Annotated in this window: 10 protein-coding genes; 6 read left to right on the forward strand and 4 right to left on the reverse strand. The window is 70.9% G+C overall.

What is annotated here, in order from left to right; genetic code table 11:
* Positions 1-51 precede the first annotated feature (51 nt).
* Entirely contained in the window at positions 52-2676 is a 2625-nt protein-coding gene (xdh, locus tag IT371_15210) for a selenium-dependent xanthine dehydrogenase (GenBank protein MCC6749007.1), read from the reverse strand.
* 179 nt (positions 2677-2855) lie between these two features.
* On the opposite strand from xdh, the gene IT371_15215 reads away from it, so the two are divergent.
* Both IT371_15215 and IT371_15220 read left to right on the forward strand, forming a co-directional pair.
* Complete coding sequence (locus IT371_15215) at positions 2856-3797, forward strand: ROK family protein (GenBank protein MCC6749008.1); 942 nt, start codon at positions 2856-2858, stop codon at positions 3795-3797.
* A 103-nt stretch (positions 3798-3900) separates the two neighbouring features.
* Positions 3901-4344: a PilZ domain-containing protein gene (locus IT371_15220; protein MCC6749009.1), complete on the forward strand. Its 444-nt coding sequence runs from the start codon at positions 3901-3903 to the stop codon at positions 4342-4344.
* Between the two features lie 27 nt (positions 4345-4371).
* Here IT371_15220 and IT371_15225 read toward each other — a convergent pair whose 3' ends face one another.
* On the reverse strand, positions 4372-7305 hold the full coding sequence (locus IT371_15225) for a protein kinase (protein MCC6749010.1): 2934 nt from the start codon (positions 7303-7305) through the stop codon (positions 4372-4374).
* A gap of 147 nt (positions 7306-7452) precedes the next feature.
* Between IT371_15225 and IT371_15230 the strand changes: the two genes are divergently transcribed.
* The 3 genes from IT371_15230 (at position 7453) to rsfS (ending at position 10035) form a co-directional block, all read left to right on the forward strand.
* The gene (locus tag IT371_15230) at positions 7453-8361 is read left to right on the forward strand and encodes a prepilin peptidase (protein MCC6749011.1); all 909 of its coding nucleotides are present in this window, start codon (positions 7453-7455) and stop codon (positions 8359-8361) included.
* 99 nt (positions 8362-8460) lie between these two features.
* The gene (locus IT371_15235) at positions 8461-9459 is read left to right on the forward strand and encodes a hypothetical protein (GenBank protein MCC6749012.1); all 999 of its coding nucleotides are present in this window, start codon (positions 8461-8463) and stop codon (positions 9457-9459) included.
* 219 nt (positions 9460-9678) lie between these two features.
* On the forward strand, positions 9679-10035 hold the full coding sequence (rsfS, locus tag IT371_15240; GenBank protein MCC6749013.1) for a ribosome silencing factor: 357 nt from the start codon (positions 9679-9681) through the stop codon (positions 10033-10035).
* Positions 10036-10047: 12 nt separating this feature from the next.
* Here the strand turns inward: rsfS and IT371_15245 are convergent, their stop codons facing one another.
* Both IT371_15245 and IT371_15250 read right to left on the reverse strand, forming a co-directional pair.
* Positions 10048-10482: a 23S rRNA (pseudouridine(1915)-N(3))-methyltransferase RlmH gene (locus tag IT371_15245; GenBank protein ID MCC6749014.1), complete on the reverse strand. Its 435-nt coding sequence runs from the start codon at positions 10480-10482 to the stop codon at positions 10048-10050.
* Positions 10479-11621: an AAA family ATPase gene (locus IT371_15250; protein MCC6749015.1), complete on the reverse strand. Its 1143-nt coding sequence runs from the start codon at positions 11619-11621 to the stop codon at positions 10479-10481. Before IT371_15250 ends, IT371_15245 begins: the two co-directional genes overlap by 4 nt.
* A gap of 91 nt (positions 11622-11712) precedes the next feature.
* Here IT371_15250 and sctV point away from each other — a divergent pair, with 91 nt between their 5' ends.
* The gene (gene sctV / locus IT371_15255) at positions 11713-13818 is read left to right on the forward strand and encodes a type III secretion system export apparatus subunit SctV (protein ID MCC6749016.1); all 2106 of its coding nucleotides are present in this window, start codon (positions 11713-11715) and stop codon (positions 13816-13818) included.
* Positions 13819-13838: the final 20 nt, after the last annotated feature.

The following is a 13838-nucleotide window of genomic DNA, read 5'->3' on the forward strand; positions in this document are numbered from 1 at the left end:
CCTCCTCCACGGGCCCCCGCGGCGTCGTGACGCGCGGGACCTCGGGCCTCCCTACGACGTTTTGCTTCGAATGCGGCCGACGCTCATGGCGCGGGCCGCGGGCGAGTCCTTCATGGGCAGGCGCGTGTGCCGCGTCCCGTCGAACGCGTGGAGCGCGCTCGCTACGGCCGCAGCCGTCGGGACGAGGCCTATCTCCCCCACCCCCTTCGCGCCGAAGGGGCCCTCCGGCTCCGGCTCCTCGACGAGGAGGACCTCCACCTCGGGCATGTCCCGCGCGCGGAGCACGCCGAGCTCGCGTAGCGAGAAGGTCACCGGCATGCCGTCGGTGCAGGGGAGCTCCTCGGTCAGCGCGTAGCCGAGCCCCATGTGGATCGCCCCTTCGATCTGTCCCGAGCAGAGGGCCGGGTTCACGGCGCGGCCCACGTCGTGCGCGGCGACGACCCGCGCGACGCGTCCCGCCTCGTCGAGAATGCAGAGCTGGGTCGCGTAGCCGAAGGAGGTGTGGGTCTTGGGGTGGGGGACCGCGGCGCCGAGAGGCGTCGTGTCGTCCACGAGGATGTCGGCCGCGAAGACCTCGCCCGCGAGCTCCCGCAGCGTCTTCCCCGCGTCGAGAGCGGCGCGGAGCTTCTGGGCGGCGCTCACCACGGCGCGTCCTCCGAAGAGCGTGGCGCGCGACCCCGTGGTCTGCCCGCAGTCGAGGGCGAAGGTCGTGTCCACCTGCGGCCGGAATACGCTCGCAGGGAGGCCCGTCACCTCGACCGCGAATTGCGTGAGCACCGTGAGGAGTCCCTGGCCCATCTCGGTGTAGCCGTTGTAGAGCGCGACGGTGCCATCCTGCCGCACGGCGAGGCGGCACTTGCCCCATTCGGCGACGCCGTTGCCGATGCCGCTGTTCTTCAGCCCGCACGCGAGGCCGACCGCCCGACCCTCGGCGCGCGCGCGGTCGTAGGCCTCCTTCACGGCGAGGAGCGTCTTCTTGATGCCCACGGACTTCTCGAGCACCTGGCCGGTGGAGAAGACGTCGCCGACCTCGAGCGCGTTCTGGTAGCGGAGCTCCCAGCGGTCGCGCCCGAGCTTCTCGGCCAGACGGTCCATGCACCCTTCGATGGCGAACGCCGCCTGGTTGGCGCCGAAGCCACGCATCGCGCCGCACGGCGGATTGTTGGTGTAGACCGCGAGCGACTCCACGTCCACGTGAGGGACGCGGTACGGGCCGCAGGCGTGCCCCGCCGCGCGTTCGAGGACCTTCCCGCCGACGGAGGCGTAGGCGCCGCTGTCGCCGATCATGCGGGCCTTCACGGCCGTGAGGTGGCCGTTCGCGTCGCACCCCACCGTGTATTCCATCTGGATCGGGTGTCGCTTCGGATGCAGGCGGATCGATTCCCCGCGCGAGAGCGTCACCTTCACCGGACGGGCCGTCAGGTGCGCGAGGAGCGCGGCGTGGGGCTGGATCGACAGGTCCTCCTTTCCGCCGAAGGCTCCGCCGTTCGGGACGAGCTCGACGAAGACCTGCTCGTCGGGCAGGCCCAAAAAGCGCGCCACCTGCCGCCGGTCGTCGAAGATCCCCTGCCCCTGGCTGTAGACCCGGAGGCCGCCGCCGGGCAGAGGTTCGGCGAGCGCACTCTCGGGCTCGAGGAAGAGGTGTTCGATCCGCTGCGTGGCGAAGCTCTCCGAGACCACATGCGCGCTCGCGGCGAGGGCGCTCTCGGCGTCGCCCCGGCGGATCACGGAGCGGGAGAGGAGGTTCTCGTGGCGCGGGTTGATGCGCGGGGCGCCGGGGTCGAGCGCGGCGCGGGGTTCGGTGACGGGGGTCAGAACCTCGTAGTCCACGCGGATGAGCGCGAGCGCCTCGCGGGCGGTGGCCTCGTCGCGCGCCGCCACGGCGGCCAGGATGTCCCCGACGCAACGGGTCTCCTCGCCCACGGCGACGAACCCCGGCCAGTCGGCGTAGAGCAGCCCGTACCAGCGTTCGCCCGGGACGTCGGCTGCGGTGGCCACGGCCACGACGCCGGGGTGCGCCTTCGCGCGGGTCGCGTCGATGGCGAGGACGCGCGCGCGGGCGTGAGACGACAGGAGCACCGCGCCGTGGAGCATCCCCGGACGGACGAGGTCGTCGACGTAGGGGCGGTCTCCGAGGACGAGCTCTTCACCGCGGTAGCGGGCGAGGCTCTGTCCGACGCCTCCCGCGTCGAGTCGCAGGAGCGTCACCTCCCCGCGGCGGGCGCGGCCGAGGAGCTCGATCGCCTCGACGATCTTGACGTAGCCCGTGCAGCGGCAGAGGTGGACGTCGATGGCCTTCGCGATCTCGGCGCGGCTGGGGGCCGGATTCTGGTCGAGCAGCCACTTCGCGCGCAGAGCGATCCCCGGGATGCAGTACCCGCACTGCAGGCCGGCGGCGGCCACGAAGGCGCGCGCGGTCAGGTCTCGCTCCTCGGGCGAGAGCCCTTCGAGCGTCACGATCTGCTTGCCCGCGGCCTTTTCGGCCGGCATGGCGCAGGTGACCTTGGGGCTTCCGTCGACGAGTGCGAGGCAGCAACCGCACTGACCCTGCGGCTGGCAGCCGTCCTTGGTGGACCTGATGCCGCACCGCTCGCGCAGCGTCTCGAGGAGCGTTTCCCCCGGCCGGACCTCCACCGTGCGCGCGGCGCCGTTGAGGATGAACTGGACCTCGGGCACGGTGGACTCTCCCTCTCTTAGGGCCGGGAACTGTATCGCGCCGCTTCTCGGCAAGGCAAGGCCCCGGGTTGGCGCGAGCGGTCGCGTTCGCGACGCGACGCGCATCGCTCGGTTGACACGAAGACCTCCAGCTTGGTGCAATCCTCGGGCAGGCGCATCGGTGCGCCCGGGAGAGTTGCATGCGGGCCATCGGCGTCGACCTGGGCGGGACGAATCTGCGCGTCGCGCTGGTGGACCTCTGCGGCGACGAGGCCCGCGTGGAGAGAGTGGCGCGCGGCGAGCTCGCCTCGGACACGCGTCCGATGGCCGTGATCGGGCTCCTCCTGCGCCTGATCGGGGAGCTCGGCGAGCTCGAAGGGGAGCTCCCTGTGGGGATCGGCTTCGCCGGGATGCTGCGCATGGCCAGCGGCGTGGTCGAGAACGCGCCGAACCTCGGCTGGCGGGAGGTGCCGTTCGTGGCGCTCGCGAGCCAGGCGCTCGGGCGCCGCGTGTGGCTGGAGAACGACGTCGCGGCGATCACCTGGGGCGAGGTTCGCTTCGGCGCGGCGCGGGGGCTGCGCGACGTGGTGGGGGCGTTCGTGGGGACGGGAGTCGGTGGTGGTGCGGTGCTCGACGGCCGGCCGTTTCGCGGCGCCACGGGGGCTTCGCTGGAGATCGGGCACGTGAAGGTCTTCCCGGGCGGCCGGCGTTGTGGATGCGGCGCGCGGGGGTGTCTCGAGGCCTACGCGGGAGGGCGACACGTCGTCGAGCGCGCGCGAGAGTCGGCCTCGGCAGCGCTCCTCGAACTGGTCGGCGGGCGGGAAGAGGAGCTTCACGCCGGGCACGTGGAGCAGGCGGCCCGAGCGGGGGATGCCGCCTGCGCGCAGGTCATGGAGGAGGCGGCCCAGGCGCTCGGCCGGGGCCTGGCGGACGCCGTGACGCTGATCAACCCCGAGGGGCTGGTCATGGGGGGGACGGTCTGGCGGGGGTGTCCGGGTCTGCGGAAGCAAGTGGTGGAAATCATTTTCGAGATGGCCAACGCGCCGGCCCGGGGGCCGCTCCGGGTGCTCGAGGCGCAGCGGGAGTCCGACGCGGGAATGGTCGGGGCGGCGGACCTCGCGCTGGCCGCCCGAGTGGCCTAAACTCCTGTCGCCACAAGGGATAAATTCTCCGAAAATCGGCGCTTGTCGGGTAGGACGAGGTGTGGAATAGCTTCCGCCCACTTCCGATGCGGGTGTGACCCCGATGGCCACTGTACCTCCTCCTCTTCCCCCCGAACTCGTTGAACGGCGATGCGCGAAGCGGCGGCGTACGTCGCTGCGGGTCGAGTTCTGTCCCGTCGAGAACGAAGGCGCGCTCACCGGCGCGAGCGCGCTGCGCGTGGGCGTGGCCTCCGACCTGAGCCCGGCCGGGTTCAGCCTGAGCCGGGCCGGCGCCCTCTCCGTGGGCAGCGTGCTCCGCCTGTTTCTGCACCTCGGGGACGGCCGCCAGGCTCCTGTGGCCTGCTACGCGAAGGTGGCGCGCGCCGACTTCCGCGACGTGCCCCGCTACGGCTGTCAGTTCATGGGGCTGCCGCTGGCCGACGCCCAGCGGGTCTATCGTTTCGTGCGCGAGGGCGAGGACGCGTCCCGGCCCGTGCCGAAGCGCCTGCCGCCGCCCCCGCCGCAACCGCGCCGCGCGCTCGCCTAAACTCTAGGCCCTAACCTTCGACAGCGATCAGTCCGCCCAGCCGGGGACCTTCATGCCGCCCGGGCCCGCCTTGCCGGCAGGCTTGGGTTGCGGCTTCACGGCCGGGGGCGCAGCGAGCTTGGCGGGGCCCTTTGCGGGGGCCTTGGCGGGTGGTGCAGTCTTTGCTGGTTTCACGACCTTCGCCGGCTTGACAGCTTTAGCGGGTTTTTGCGCCTTGACGGGCTTGCTGACCTCGGGGGCAGGGCTCGGGCGCGGCGTACGCCGGCGGCCGCCCCGCTTGCGCGGCTCGATCGCCTCGGGGGAGACCGCCGCGGGGCTGGGGTCCTTCCTGTCCGCGCTCTCCGACTCCGCGGCAGGGGCGGCCTTCGCGTCGGCCGCAACGCTCGTCGAGCCGCTCCCTGCATCGGCCCTCGTGGGGGTCGCCCCGCCGGCCGCCGGGTCGAGCTTCGCCGTACGACGCAGCGTCTCGCCGTTGGTCTTGAACTCGCTCTTCAGCACGCTCACGAACGCCGGCTCGTGACCGGCGAGCATCACCTTGAAGTAGTAGCGCTTGCTGGCGACGTTCTTGAGCTCCGCCTGTCCCTTCCCCACGAAGAGCCAGACCGACGCCGACGGCGGATCGCTCGTGACCTTCACGGTGGCCGTCTTGCCGGTCGGGGGGCCGCTCGGCGGGAGCTCGCCCGGGGCCTCGTCTTTCGCCCCCGCGCCGACCGGCTCGAGCGACACGCTCACCTCGGTCTTCCCCGGGGCGAGGTCCGCGCTCTTCACCAGGCGATGTCCGGTCCGGTAGCCTTCGCGCTCGAGACGCAGCAGGTGCGACTGCCCCTGGTCGAGCGCTTCCACCTCGACGGGGGTGTCTCCCACGTGCAGGAAGATGGCCGCGCCTTCGGGCTGCGCCGCGAGCACCACGTCGCCGCGTAGCTCGGTCTCCTCGGTCGAGGACTTGATGTCGCCGACCTTCAGCGCGCCGGCCTCCTCTGGCGCCTCCGAGCGCAGCAGGTTCGTCTTCTTGTAGACCACGAAGGCTGCGGAGCCGAGCACGACGAGCAGGATCACGATCCAGCCGAGCGTGGTGGGCTTGATCGTTCGCGCCGGGGCGTCGAGCTCCTGGCTCTCGTCGCCCGTGGCGTCGAAGCTCGCCGACCGTCCGGTGGCTCGCGGGTCGAGGTGCGGTCGGCCCTCGTCGTCGCCGATCCCCTCGACGAGGAGGCGCATGGTCGAGGAGAGCAGGCCGGACCCCGAGCGGTTGCTGGGCTTCGGCGGCAGCGCGACCTCGTCGGAGCGGGAGCCCGGCGCGGAGGCGAAGGACGGGTCGCTCCGGTCGCCGAGGTGCGGAAACGAAGGGTCGTCTCGCTTCGGGATCGGCGCCATGACCGACGCGCCCCCCTGGCCCATGATCGAGAAGAGGCCGCTCTCGGACGGGGCAGGGGGAGGAGCCTCTCGCGCGGCGGATGCGCTGGCCGAAACGGTCTCGGTCGCGGCGGTCGCGGCCGCGGTGGGCGTGGCGCGCGCCGGCGGGGCGGTCCCGGGCCCCGTCGCGGCGGGGCGCAGGGCAGCGGGCGAGGCCGCGCCGTCCGAGGCGAGCTTCCCCGAGCTCAGGAAGAGCGTGGCTCCCGGTGCGGGGCCCGCCGGGGCGGCGGGCGGGGTCGTCGGCGCGCTGGCGGGGCCGCCGTTCCCTCCGTCGCGGGCCGGCTTCGCGGCGAAACGTAGCTCGGGGACCTCGGGGCGCTGCAACCCGCGGGGGGACGAGAAGACGTGCGTCTGCGCCTCCTCCTCGTAGGAGGATCCTTCCCGGCCGAACTCCTCGAGCGCGTCGCCCCCTTCGTGGCTGTCCTCGGCGCCTCCGTTCGAGGGACGTCCTGCCGGGCCCGTCGCGGCCTCGAGCAGCGCGGCGGAGGGGTGGTCGTGGACGGCCGTCGCCTCCTCGAACTCCGCGCGGACCGCGTAGGACTGGGTCGAGTTGGGCGGCTTCGGCTTCGCGGCCTTGCCCGTTCCGGGGCGCTCGGCCCGCGTCTCCTCCTCGAGGATCGGCTCGGGCGTCTCCGGAAAGAGCTGCCGCATGTAGCGCGAGAGCGTGCTCGCGGTGGCGCCGCCCCCCGCGGTGAAGAGGAAGCGGGAGAGCGCGAGCTGCAGCTCGTTGGCCTCCTGGTAGCGGTTTTTCGCCTCCTTGGCCAGCGCCTTGAAGACGATCGGATCCACGGCCGCCGGGACCTTGGGATTCACCGACGAGGGGGCGGGGACGCGCGCCTCGCGCACCTGATCGATCGCCTCGAGCTCCGTGCTCGCCGAGAAGAGGCGGCGCCCGGTGAGCAGCTCGTGCAGCAGGATGCCCACCGAGAAGATGTCGGTCCGCGGGTCCACGGGGCTGCCGGCCACCTGCTCGGGGGACATGTACCCGTAGGTCCCCTTCACCACGCCAGCCTCGGTGTTACCGAGCTTGTGGGCGGCCTTGGCGATGCCGAAGTCGGCCAGCTTGACCTCGCCCTCGGTCGAGACGATGACGTTGGGCGGCGCGATGTCCCGATGCACCACACCCATCGGCTGTCCCTGTGCGTCGGTGCGTCGGTGCGCGTAGTCCAGGCCCTTGCAGACCTCGATGGCGATGTAGACGGCGTGCTCCACCGAGACGGGCAGGCCCCGGCTCCGCGCGGTCTCGAGGATCTCGGCGAGGTTCTTGCCGTGGACATACTCCATGGCGATGAAGTAGATGCCGTCGATGCGGCCGAGCTCGTAGACGGGTACGATGTTGCCGTGGGTCAGGCTGACGGCAATCTTCGCCTCGTCGATGAACATCTTGATGAATTCGGTGTTGCGGGAGTACTGCGGCAGGATCTGCTTGACGACCATCGGCTTCTCGAAGCCGCTGACGCCATACAGCTTGGCCTTGAAGATCTCGGCCATGCCCCCGACGGCGATCCGTTCGGAGAGGTAGTACTTGCCGAACTGTACAGGCCTGAACATACAATCAGTCTGCGCTGACGGAAGGGTTCAAATAGGGGTAGCCTTTGGGTGCTAAATTGTCAAGAAGAGTAAAAAATCCGCTTATTCCGCCGACTGCGGGGGTGCGCTTCGTCGTCGGCGGTCCTCCCCAGCTTCGAGCCATCGATCGTGCCTAACCCTGGCCTGGCCGAGGAGCTCGCGCAAGGGGCCTTCGGCGTCGTCGGTGCGGCGGTCTGGGGAGCTCTCTGGGGCAGCTTCTTCAACGTGGTCGCGGCGCGCGTGCCGCGGGGGGAATCGCTCGTACGCCCCCCCTCTCACTGCCGGAGCTGCAAGGCGCCCGTGGCCTGGTACGACAACGTGCCGGTGTTGAGCTACCTGCTCCTGCGGGGGAGATGCCGTCGCTGCGGGGCACGCTATTCGGCGCGCTACCTGCTGGTCGAGCTCCTCATCGCGGCGCTGGCGGTGCTCATGCACCACGTCTTCGTGGTGCGGGGAGAGGTGCCTATCGGACTGCGCCTCGGGCAGTTCGCCGTGACCTCGCTCTTCTCGGGGCTGCTCGTGGCGGTGGCGCTCATCGACCTCGACACCCTTCGCATCCCGGACGCCATCACCTATCCCGGGATCCCGACCGCCGTCGTGCTCTCCCTCTTCATGTCCCTGCCGCACCCGTGGGACGGTCCCGTGGGCGGCGCCGCCGGCTACCTGTTGATCCGAGGGATCGCCGATGGGTACCGGCTCGCCACCGGCCGGCTCGGGATGGGCTACGGGGATGCCAAGCTCCTGGCGATGGTCGGCGGCCTCCTCGGCTGGCAGGTGCTCTTGCCGACGATCTTCTTGGCGGCGGTGCAGGGGTCGATCATCGGCATCGGCGCCCTCGCGATCGCGCGACGAAGGGGCGCCGACCGGCCGCCGGTGGAGCCCGATGCGACGGACGACCGATCCGAGACCACGGGGGACGAGGAGCTGCCGCTGCGGCACGCCGCCATCCCCTTCGGGCCCTTCATCAGCCTCGCGGCGATCGAGGTGCTCGTCCTCAGACCGTGGTTGCCGCTCTTCTTTCCGTACCTGCCGTGGTGAGGGGTACCCTGTCGTTACCGTGCCCCGCGACGGCCGTGCCGATGCGACCGCCGCCGCCGTCCCTTGACAGGCCTCGGACCGAGGGGTAGGCAGCTCGTGATGCCTTCGATGCTCGCCTCGCCCGGGCGCCGTGCCTGGAGCGGGATCCTGCTGCTCCTCGGCGCGGCCGCGTGCAGCCGCCCGCGGCCGGGCGACCCGCCGCCCCCTGCTCCGCGGATCGTCGACGGCGGCGGCGCATGGTCCGCGGCGACCGTGGGGCTCGAGGCCAAGGCGACGCGCGCAGCGCTCGAGCAACCGCTGAGCGCGCTTCGTCCACGGCTGGGTGGGCACCGGACGGTCGCCCATTCCGTGCTGGTGGCGCGGGCGCCCGGCAGCCCCGAGCGACGGGTGGAGCAGTCCGTGGACCTGCGCGTGACCTCCGCCGGTCAGTTCTCGGCGGTGAAGCACACGGATCCGCAGTACGGGCAGGAGGTGGTCTTCGCGGGGGGATGGCTCTATTCGCGCCTCCGGCACCACAAGTTCGTGCGGCGCAAGCCGACCTCCGCGAGGGAGCCCGAGGCGATCGCGGACCGACTCCACGGGCTGCTTCCGGCGTATCTGCGGCTGCTCAGGCGCTTCGTCGAGCTCCAGCCGGCGGGGGAGCTGACCTACCTCGGTCGTCGAGCGCGGCGCGTGCGTCTCGGTCTGGCCGCCAAACCCGCGGCAGGGGAGCCCGAGGGCGGCCCTGCTACGCGCTGGCGCAAGACAATCGCCGTGCAGGAGCTCTCGGGCGAGGCGCTCCTCGATCGGGACACCGGGGTTCCGCTCCGCGTGAAGCTCGCCGCCGTCTGGAGCTATGTCCCGCCTGCCGTTGGGCCGGCCCCCACCGGGATCCCGACGCGCTTCGCCGAGGGACAGGCGGGGCGCATGACGCTGGCGTTCGAGCAGCGCGTGAGTCAGATCGGGAACGTGTCGGCCGTCGAGCTCCCGCCGGCGGCCGAGGTGGCGCAGCTCCCGCCTCGCCTGCGCCTCGAGCTGGAGCGCCAGATGCTCGTCGGCGAGAGGCCGGTGATCCCCGGCTGGCCCAAGTACTACCAGCCAGAGGAGCCCAGGCCGTGAAGCCCTCGTCGTCCGTGCCTTGGCGTCGTCGGCTGCGCTGCTATAATGAAGTGTGGTCTATTAGCGGAGTGACACCAACGGGAGCGCGTTGCGCCCAGTGGCGATGATCGCCAGGGGTGCCGCCGGGGCTGCGAGAGGTTGCGGATCGGCGCCGCGCTCCACCGCAGGAGGGACAGGGAGGCATTGAGCAAAGCCCAGTCGAAGTCGAAGCAGCGTGCCATGCACGCGGTAGAGTCGGCCCTCGCCAAGAACGCCCTCGAGCCCGTGCTCGTCGACCTGAGCGGCGTTTCCGCCTACACCGATTACCTCCTCATCCTGAGCGGCAAGAGCCTGCGCCAGGTGGAGGCGATCTGTGAGGGCGTGCAGCAGTCGATGAAGGAGCGAGGGCATCAACCACTCGGGGTGGAAGGCGAGCGCGGAGGGCAGTGGATGCTCATCGACTACGGGGACGTGGTGGTGCACATCTTCCACCACCCGGTGCGCGAGTTCTACGACCTGGAGAGCCTCTGGTCGGATGCGCCGCGGGTGGCGCTCCAGGTTCCCGCCGAGCTGCGGGTGGCCCAGTACGCCTTCTAGCGCACCGCCCGGTCACCCCTCGCGGTGGTAGGGCGAGCCCTGGAGGATGCTGGCTGCACGGTAGAGCTGTTCCGCGAGGACCAGTCGCACGACCCGGTGCGCGAGCGTCATCTTGCTGAGCGCGAGCAGGCGGTGCGCCCGTCGGCGAACCAGGTCGTCGAGGCCGTCCGCGGGACCGATCACGAGCGCCAGCAGCTGCGCAGGACCTTCGAGCCAGTCGGCGACGAGCCGCGCGAACTCGAGGCTCGTGAGCTCCGGTCCTCGTTCGTCGAGCGCGATGATCAGCGCGTCCCGGGCCGGTAGCTTGTCGAGAAGCGACGGCAGATCGCGCGCCTCGCGCTCCTCCACCTTGAACGAGCGGCTGGCCCGCTTGAAATACTCGTCGCCGGCGCCCTTGAGGGTCGCGTCGCGATGTCGCCCCACGGTCCAGATCTGAACCGTCTTCACCGGGTCACGGTGATACGGCCGTCCTCGAGGCGCAGCCGCACGCGCCCGGTTCCGGGCTGCGCGAAGGCCTCGAACGCCGCCTCCTCGAGCACCCGGGTCAGGACCGATGAGAGCCCGCGCGCCCCGGTCTGCCGCCGGACGCTCTGCTGCACGATGAAGTCGAGGACCTCGGAGTCGACGCGCAGCTCGAGCCCCTCGTCCTCGAATTCGCGTTCGAGCCGGCCGAGGACGGAGTCCTCGAGGATGGCGCGCAAGGTCGCCGTCGAGAGCGCTTCGAAGGGGATGATGCGGGTGAAGCGGGCCACGAGCTCGGGGAGGAACCCGTAGACCTGGAAGTGCGTGATCTCCTCGACGTCCTCGGGCTCGAGCGAGACGGCGATGGCCTCGGGCGAGGTGGCGTCGAGCTCGCCCCGGCCGAAGCCGATGCGTTCGAAGAGCCCGCGCCGGCGCAGGAGCTGCGGGAGGCCGGAGAAAGCGCCGGCCGCGATGAAGGCCACGTCCGCGGTGGACATCACGACGTGCTCTGCGTACGTGGAGTGCGTGAGCTCCAGCGGGACGACGATCTCGGACGATTCGAGCATCTTGAGCAGCTCGCGCTGCACGCCCAGGCCCGTGACGTCCTTCGTGGTCCCCGCGCCGGCGAAGATCGCGTTGTTCTGCCCGGAGGCGATCTTGTCGAACTCGTCCAGGCAAACGACCCCCACCGAGGCGACGAGCGGGTTGTCGTTCGCGGCGTGGAGCAGCCGCGTGAGCACCGTGTTCGTGTCCTGACCCACGTACCCGGTCTCGGAGTAGGTCGTGATGTCCACCACCACCGTCGGCAGCGCGAGGATCTTGCCGAAGAGCAGCTCCACGAGGTGCGTCTTGCCGCACCCCGTGGGACCGAGCAGCAGGTAGTTGCTCTTCGGCATCAGCTGCTCGCGGCGCGTCCCCTCCAGCACGAGGCGCCGGATGCGCTGTACGTGGCGATAGGCCATCAGCGCGAGCGCGCGCCGGGCAGCAGCCTGACCCCGATAGCCGAGCTCCTCCAGACGCTGATAGATCGCGACCGGAGAGAGGACCTGCAGGTCGCGGACGAACTTGACGAAGTGCTCCGTGTGGCCCTTGCGCGGATGGCGCAGATTCTCTATAGGGTCCATCTCGCGGATGATAGCATCGGCGGCTCGGCCCGCCATGGGGCCCGCTGGGGGACAGCACATGGGGATCTTCGGCGCATCGGGGCAGCAGAAAATGGGGGCGGCGCTCACGCGCTACGGCGACCTCGCGCTGGCCGCGATGGTGGTCGGGATCGTCGGGATGATGATCATCCCGTTGCCCACCTTTGTCTTGGACCTGCTCATCACCTCGAATATCGCCATCTCGGTGGTGATGCTCCTGGTGAGTATCTACGTCCCCAACGCGCTGCGCATCGCGGCCTTTCCGAGCATCCTTCTCATCACGACGCTCTTCCGGCTGGGGCTGAATGTCTCCTCGACGCGCCTGATCCTGCTGCAAGCCGATGCGGGAGAGGTGATCTACAGCTTCGGCAACTTCGTCGTGGCGGGAAACCTGGTGGTCGGGGCCGTGATCTTCCTCATCCTGACCCTCATCCAGTTCGTGGTGATCGCCAAGGGGAGCGAGCGCGTGGCCGAGGTCGCTGCGCGCTTCACCCTCGACGCCATGCCGGGGCGCCAGATGGCCATCGATGCGGACGTGCGGGCCGGGGCGATCGAGATGGACGACGCCCGCAAGCTCCGCGCGTCGCTGCAGCGGGAGTCGCAGCTCTACGGCTCGATGGACGGCGCGATGAAGTTCGTCAAAGGGGATGCGATCGCCGGCATCCTGATCGCGATCGTGAACATCGTCGGAGGACTGCTCATCGGCGTGCTGCAGCGGGGGATGTCCGCCGGTGAGGCGGCACAGCTCTACTCGGTGCTCACCATCGGGGACGGGCTGGTGAGCCAGATCCCGGCCCTGCTGATGTCCATCGCCTCGGGGATCGTGGTCACGCGCGTGGCCTCCGAGGATGGCAGCTCGCACCTGGGTCAGGACATCGGGCAACAGGTGCTCGCGCAGCCGCGCGCCATCGGTATCGCGGCGGGGCTGCTCGCCCTGCTGGCCGCCGTTCCGGGGCTGCCCGCGGTGCCGTTTCTGCTCCTGTCCGTCGTGGCCGGGGGCGCGACCTACCTCGTGAAGCGGCGTCAGGCCGAGGGGCGCGTGGCGGCGAAGGGTGCGCGCGGCGGCCGAGGGCGAAGAGGTCAGCGAGAGGCGGCGCCGGGCGACGCGTCGGGCGAGGAGGCGCCGGAGGACGAGGTGACGATGCCGAGCGCCGTGGCCCTGGAGGTCGGCAGCGCGCTCGCCTCGCTCGTGGATGCGTCGAGCGAGGGGGGGCGGTTTCTGCGAGAGCTCGTCCCCGGGCTGCGGGAGCTGCTCAACACGGAGCTCGGGCTGATCCTCCCTGGGGTGCACGTTCGCCCCGGGCCGGCGCTCCTTGGCCCGGAGGAATACCGGATCCTGCTGGCGGAGGTGCCGGTAGCGAGCGGGGCCCTGGTGCCGGAGACCGTACTCGCGCTCGCGGGGCCGGCGCAGCTCGCGGAGCTCGGAGTCTCGGCCCCGTTTCCGGTCGAGGCGCCCGGCGTCGCCCCCCCCTGTTGCCGGGTGGCTGCGGCGGAGGCGGCGCGTCTGGCCTCGCTCGGCGTGCAGCTCGTCGAGGCGCCGACACAGCTCGTGCTGCACCTCGGACGCGTGCTAAGGCTTCACGGTTCGGAGCTGATCGGGATCCAGGAGACCCAGCAGCTCCTCGACAAGCTGGAGGCGACGCACCCTGCGCTCGTGCACGAGGTTGTCCCCAAGCTGATCTCCATCCACACGCTCTCGGAGGTCCTCCGCCGCCTCGTGGAGGAGGGGGTGAGCATCCGCAACCTGCGCGAGGTGCTGCACTGCCTCGCGGAATGGGGACCGCTCGAGAAGGACCCCGTGGTCTTGACGGAGTATGTGCGGGGGGCGCTGCGCCGGCAGGTGAGCTACCGCTACGCCGGCCCGAGCCAGCAGATCCGAGCGCTGCTCCTCGACCCCATGATCGAACAGACGGTGCGCGACTCGATCCAGCGCACCCCGAAGGGGAGTTACCTGGCCCTCGAGCCCGAGCTCGGGAGGGACATCCTGCAGGCCTTTCACGCGCAGGTCGGCGGCTGGCCGGGGGAGGAGCCCCTCCCGGTGGTCCTGACGACGGTGGACGTCCGACGCTACGTGCGGCGCCTCATCGAGACCGACTTCCCGGACCTCGCGGTGCTCTCGTACAACGAGCTGCTGCCCACCGTGACGGTGCAGCCGATGGCCCGAATCGCCGTCGGATAGGCTCTCGCGCACGCCCCGTG

Source organism: Deltaproteobacteria bacterium, assembly GCA_020848905.1.
Lineage (GTDB): Bacteria > Myxococcota_A > Polyangia.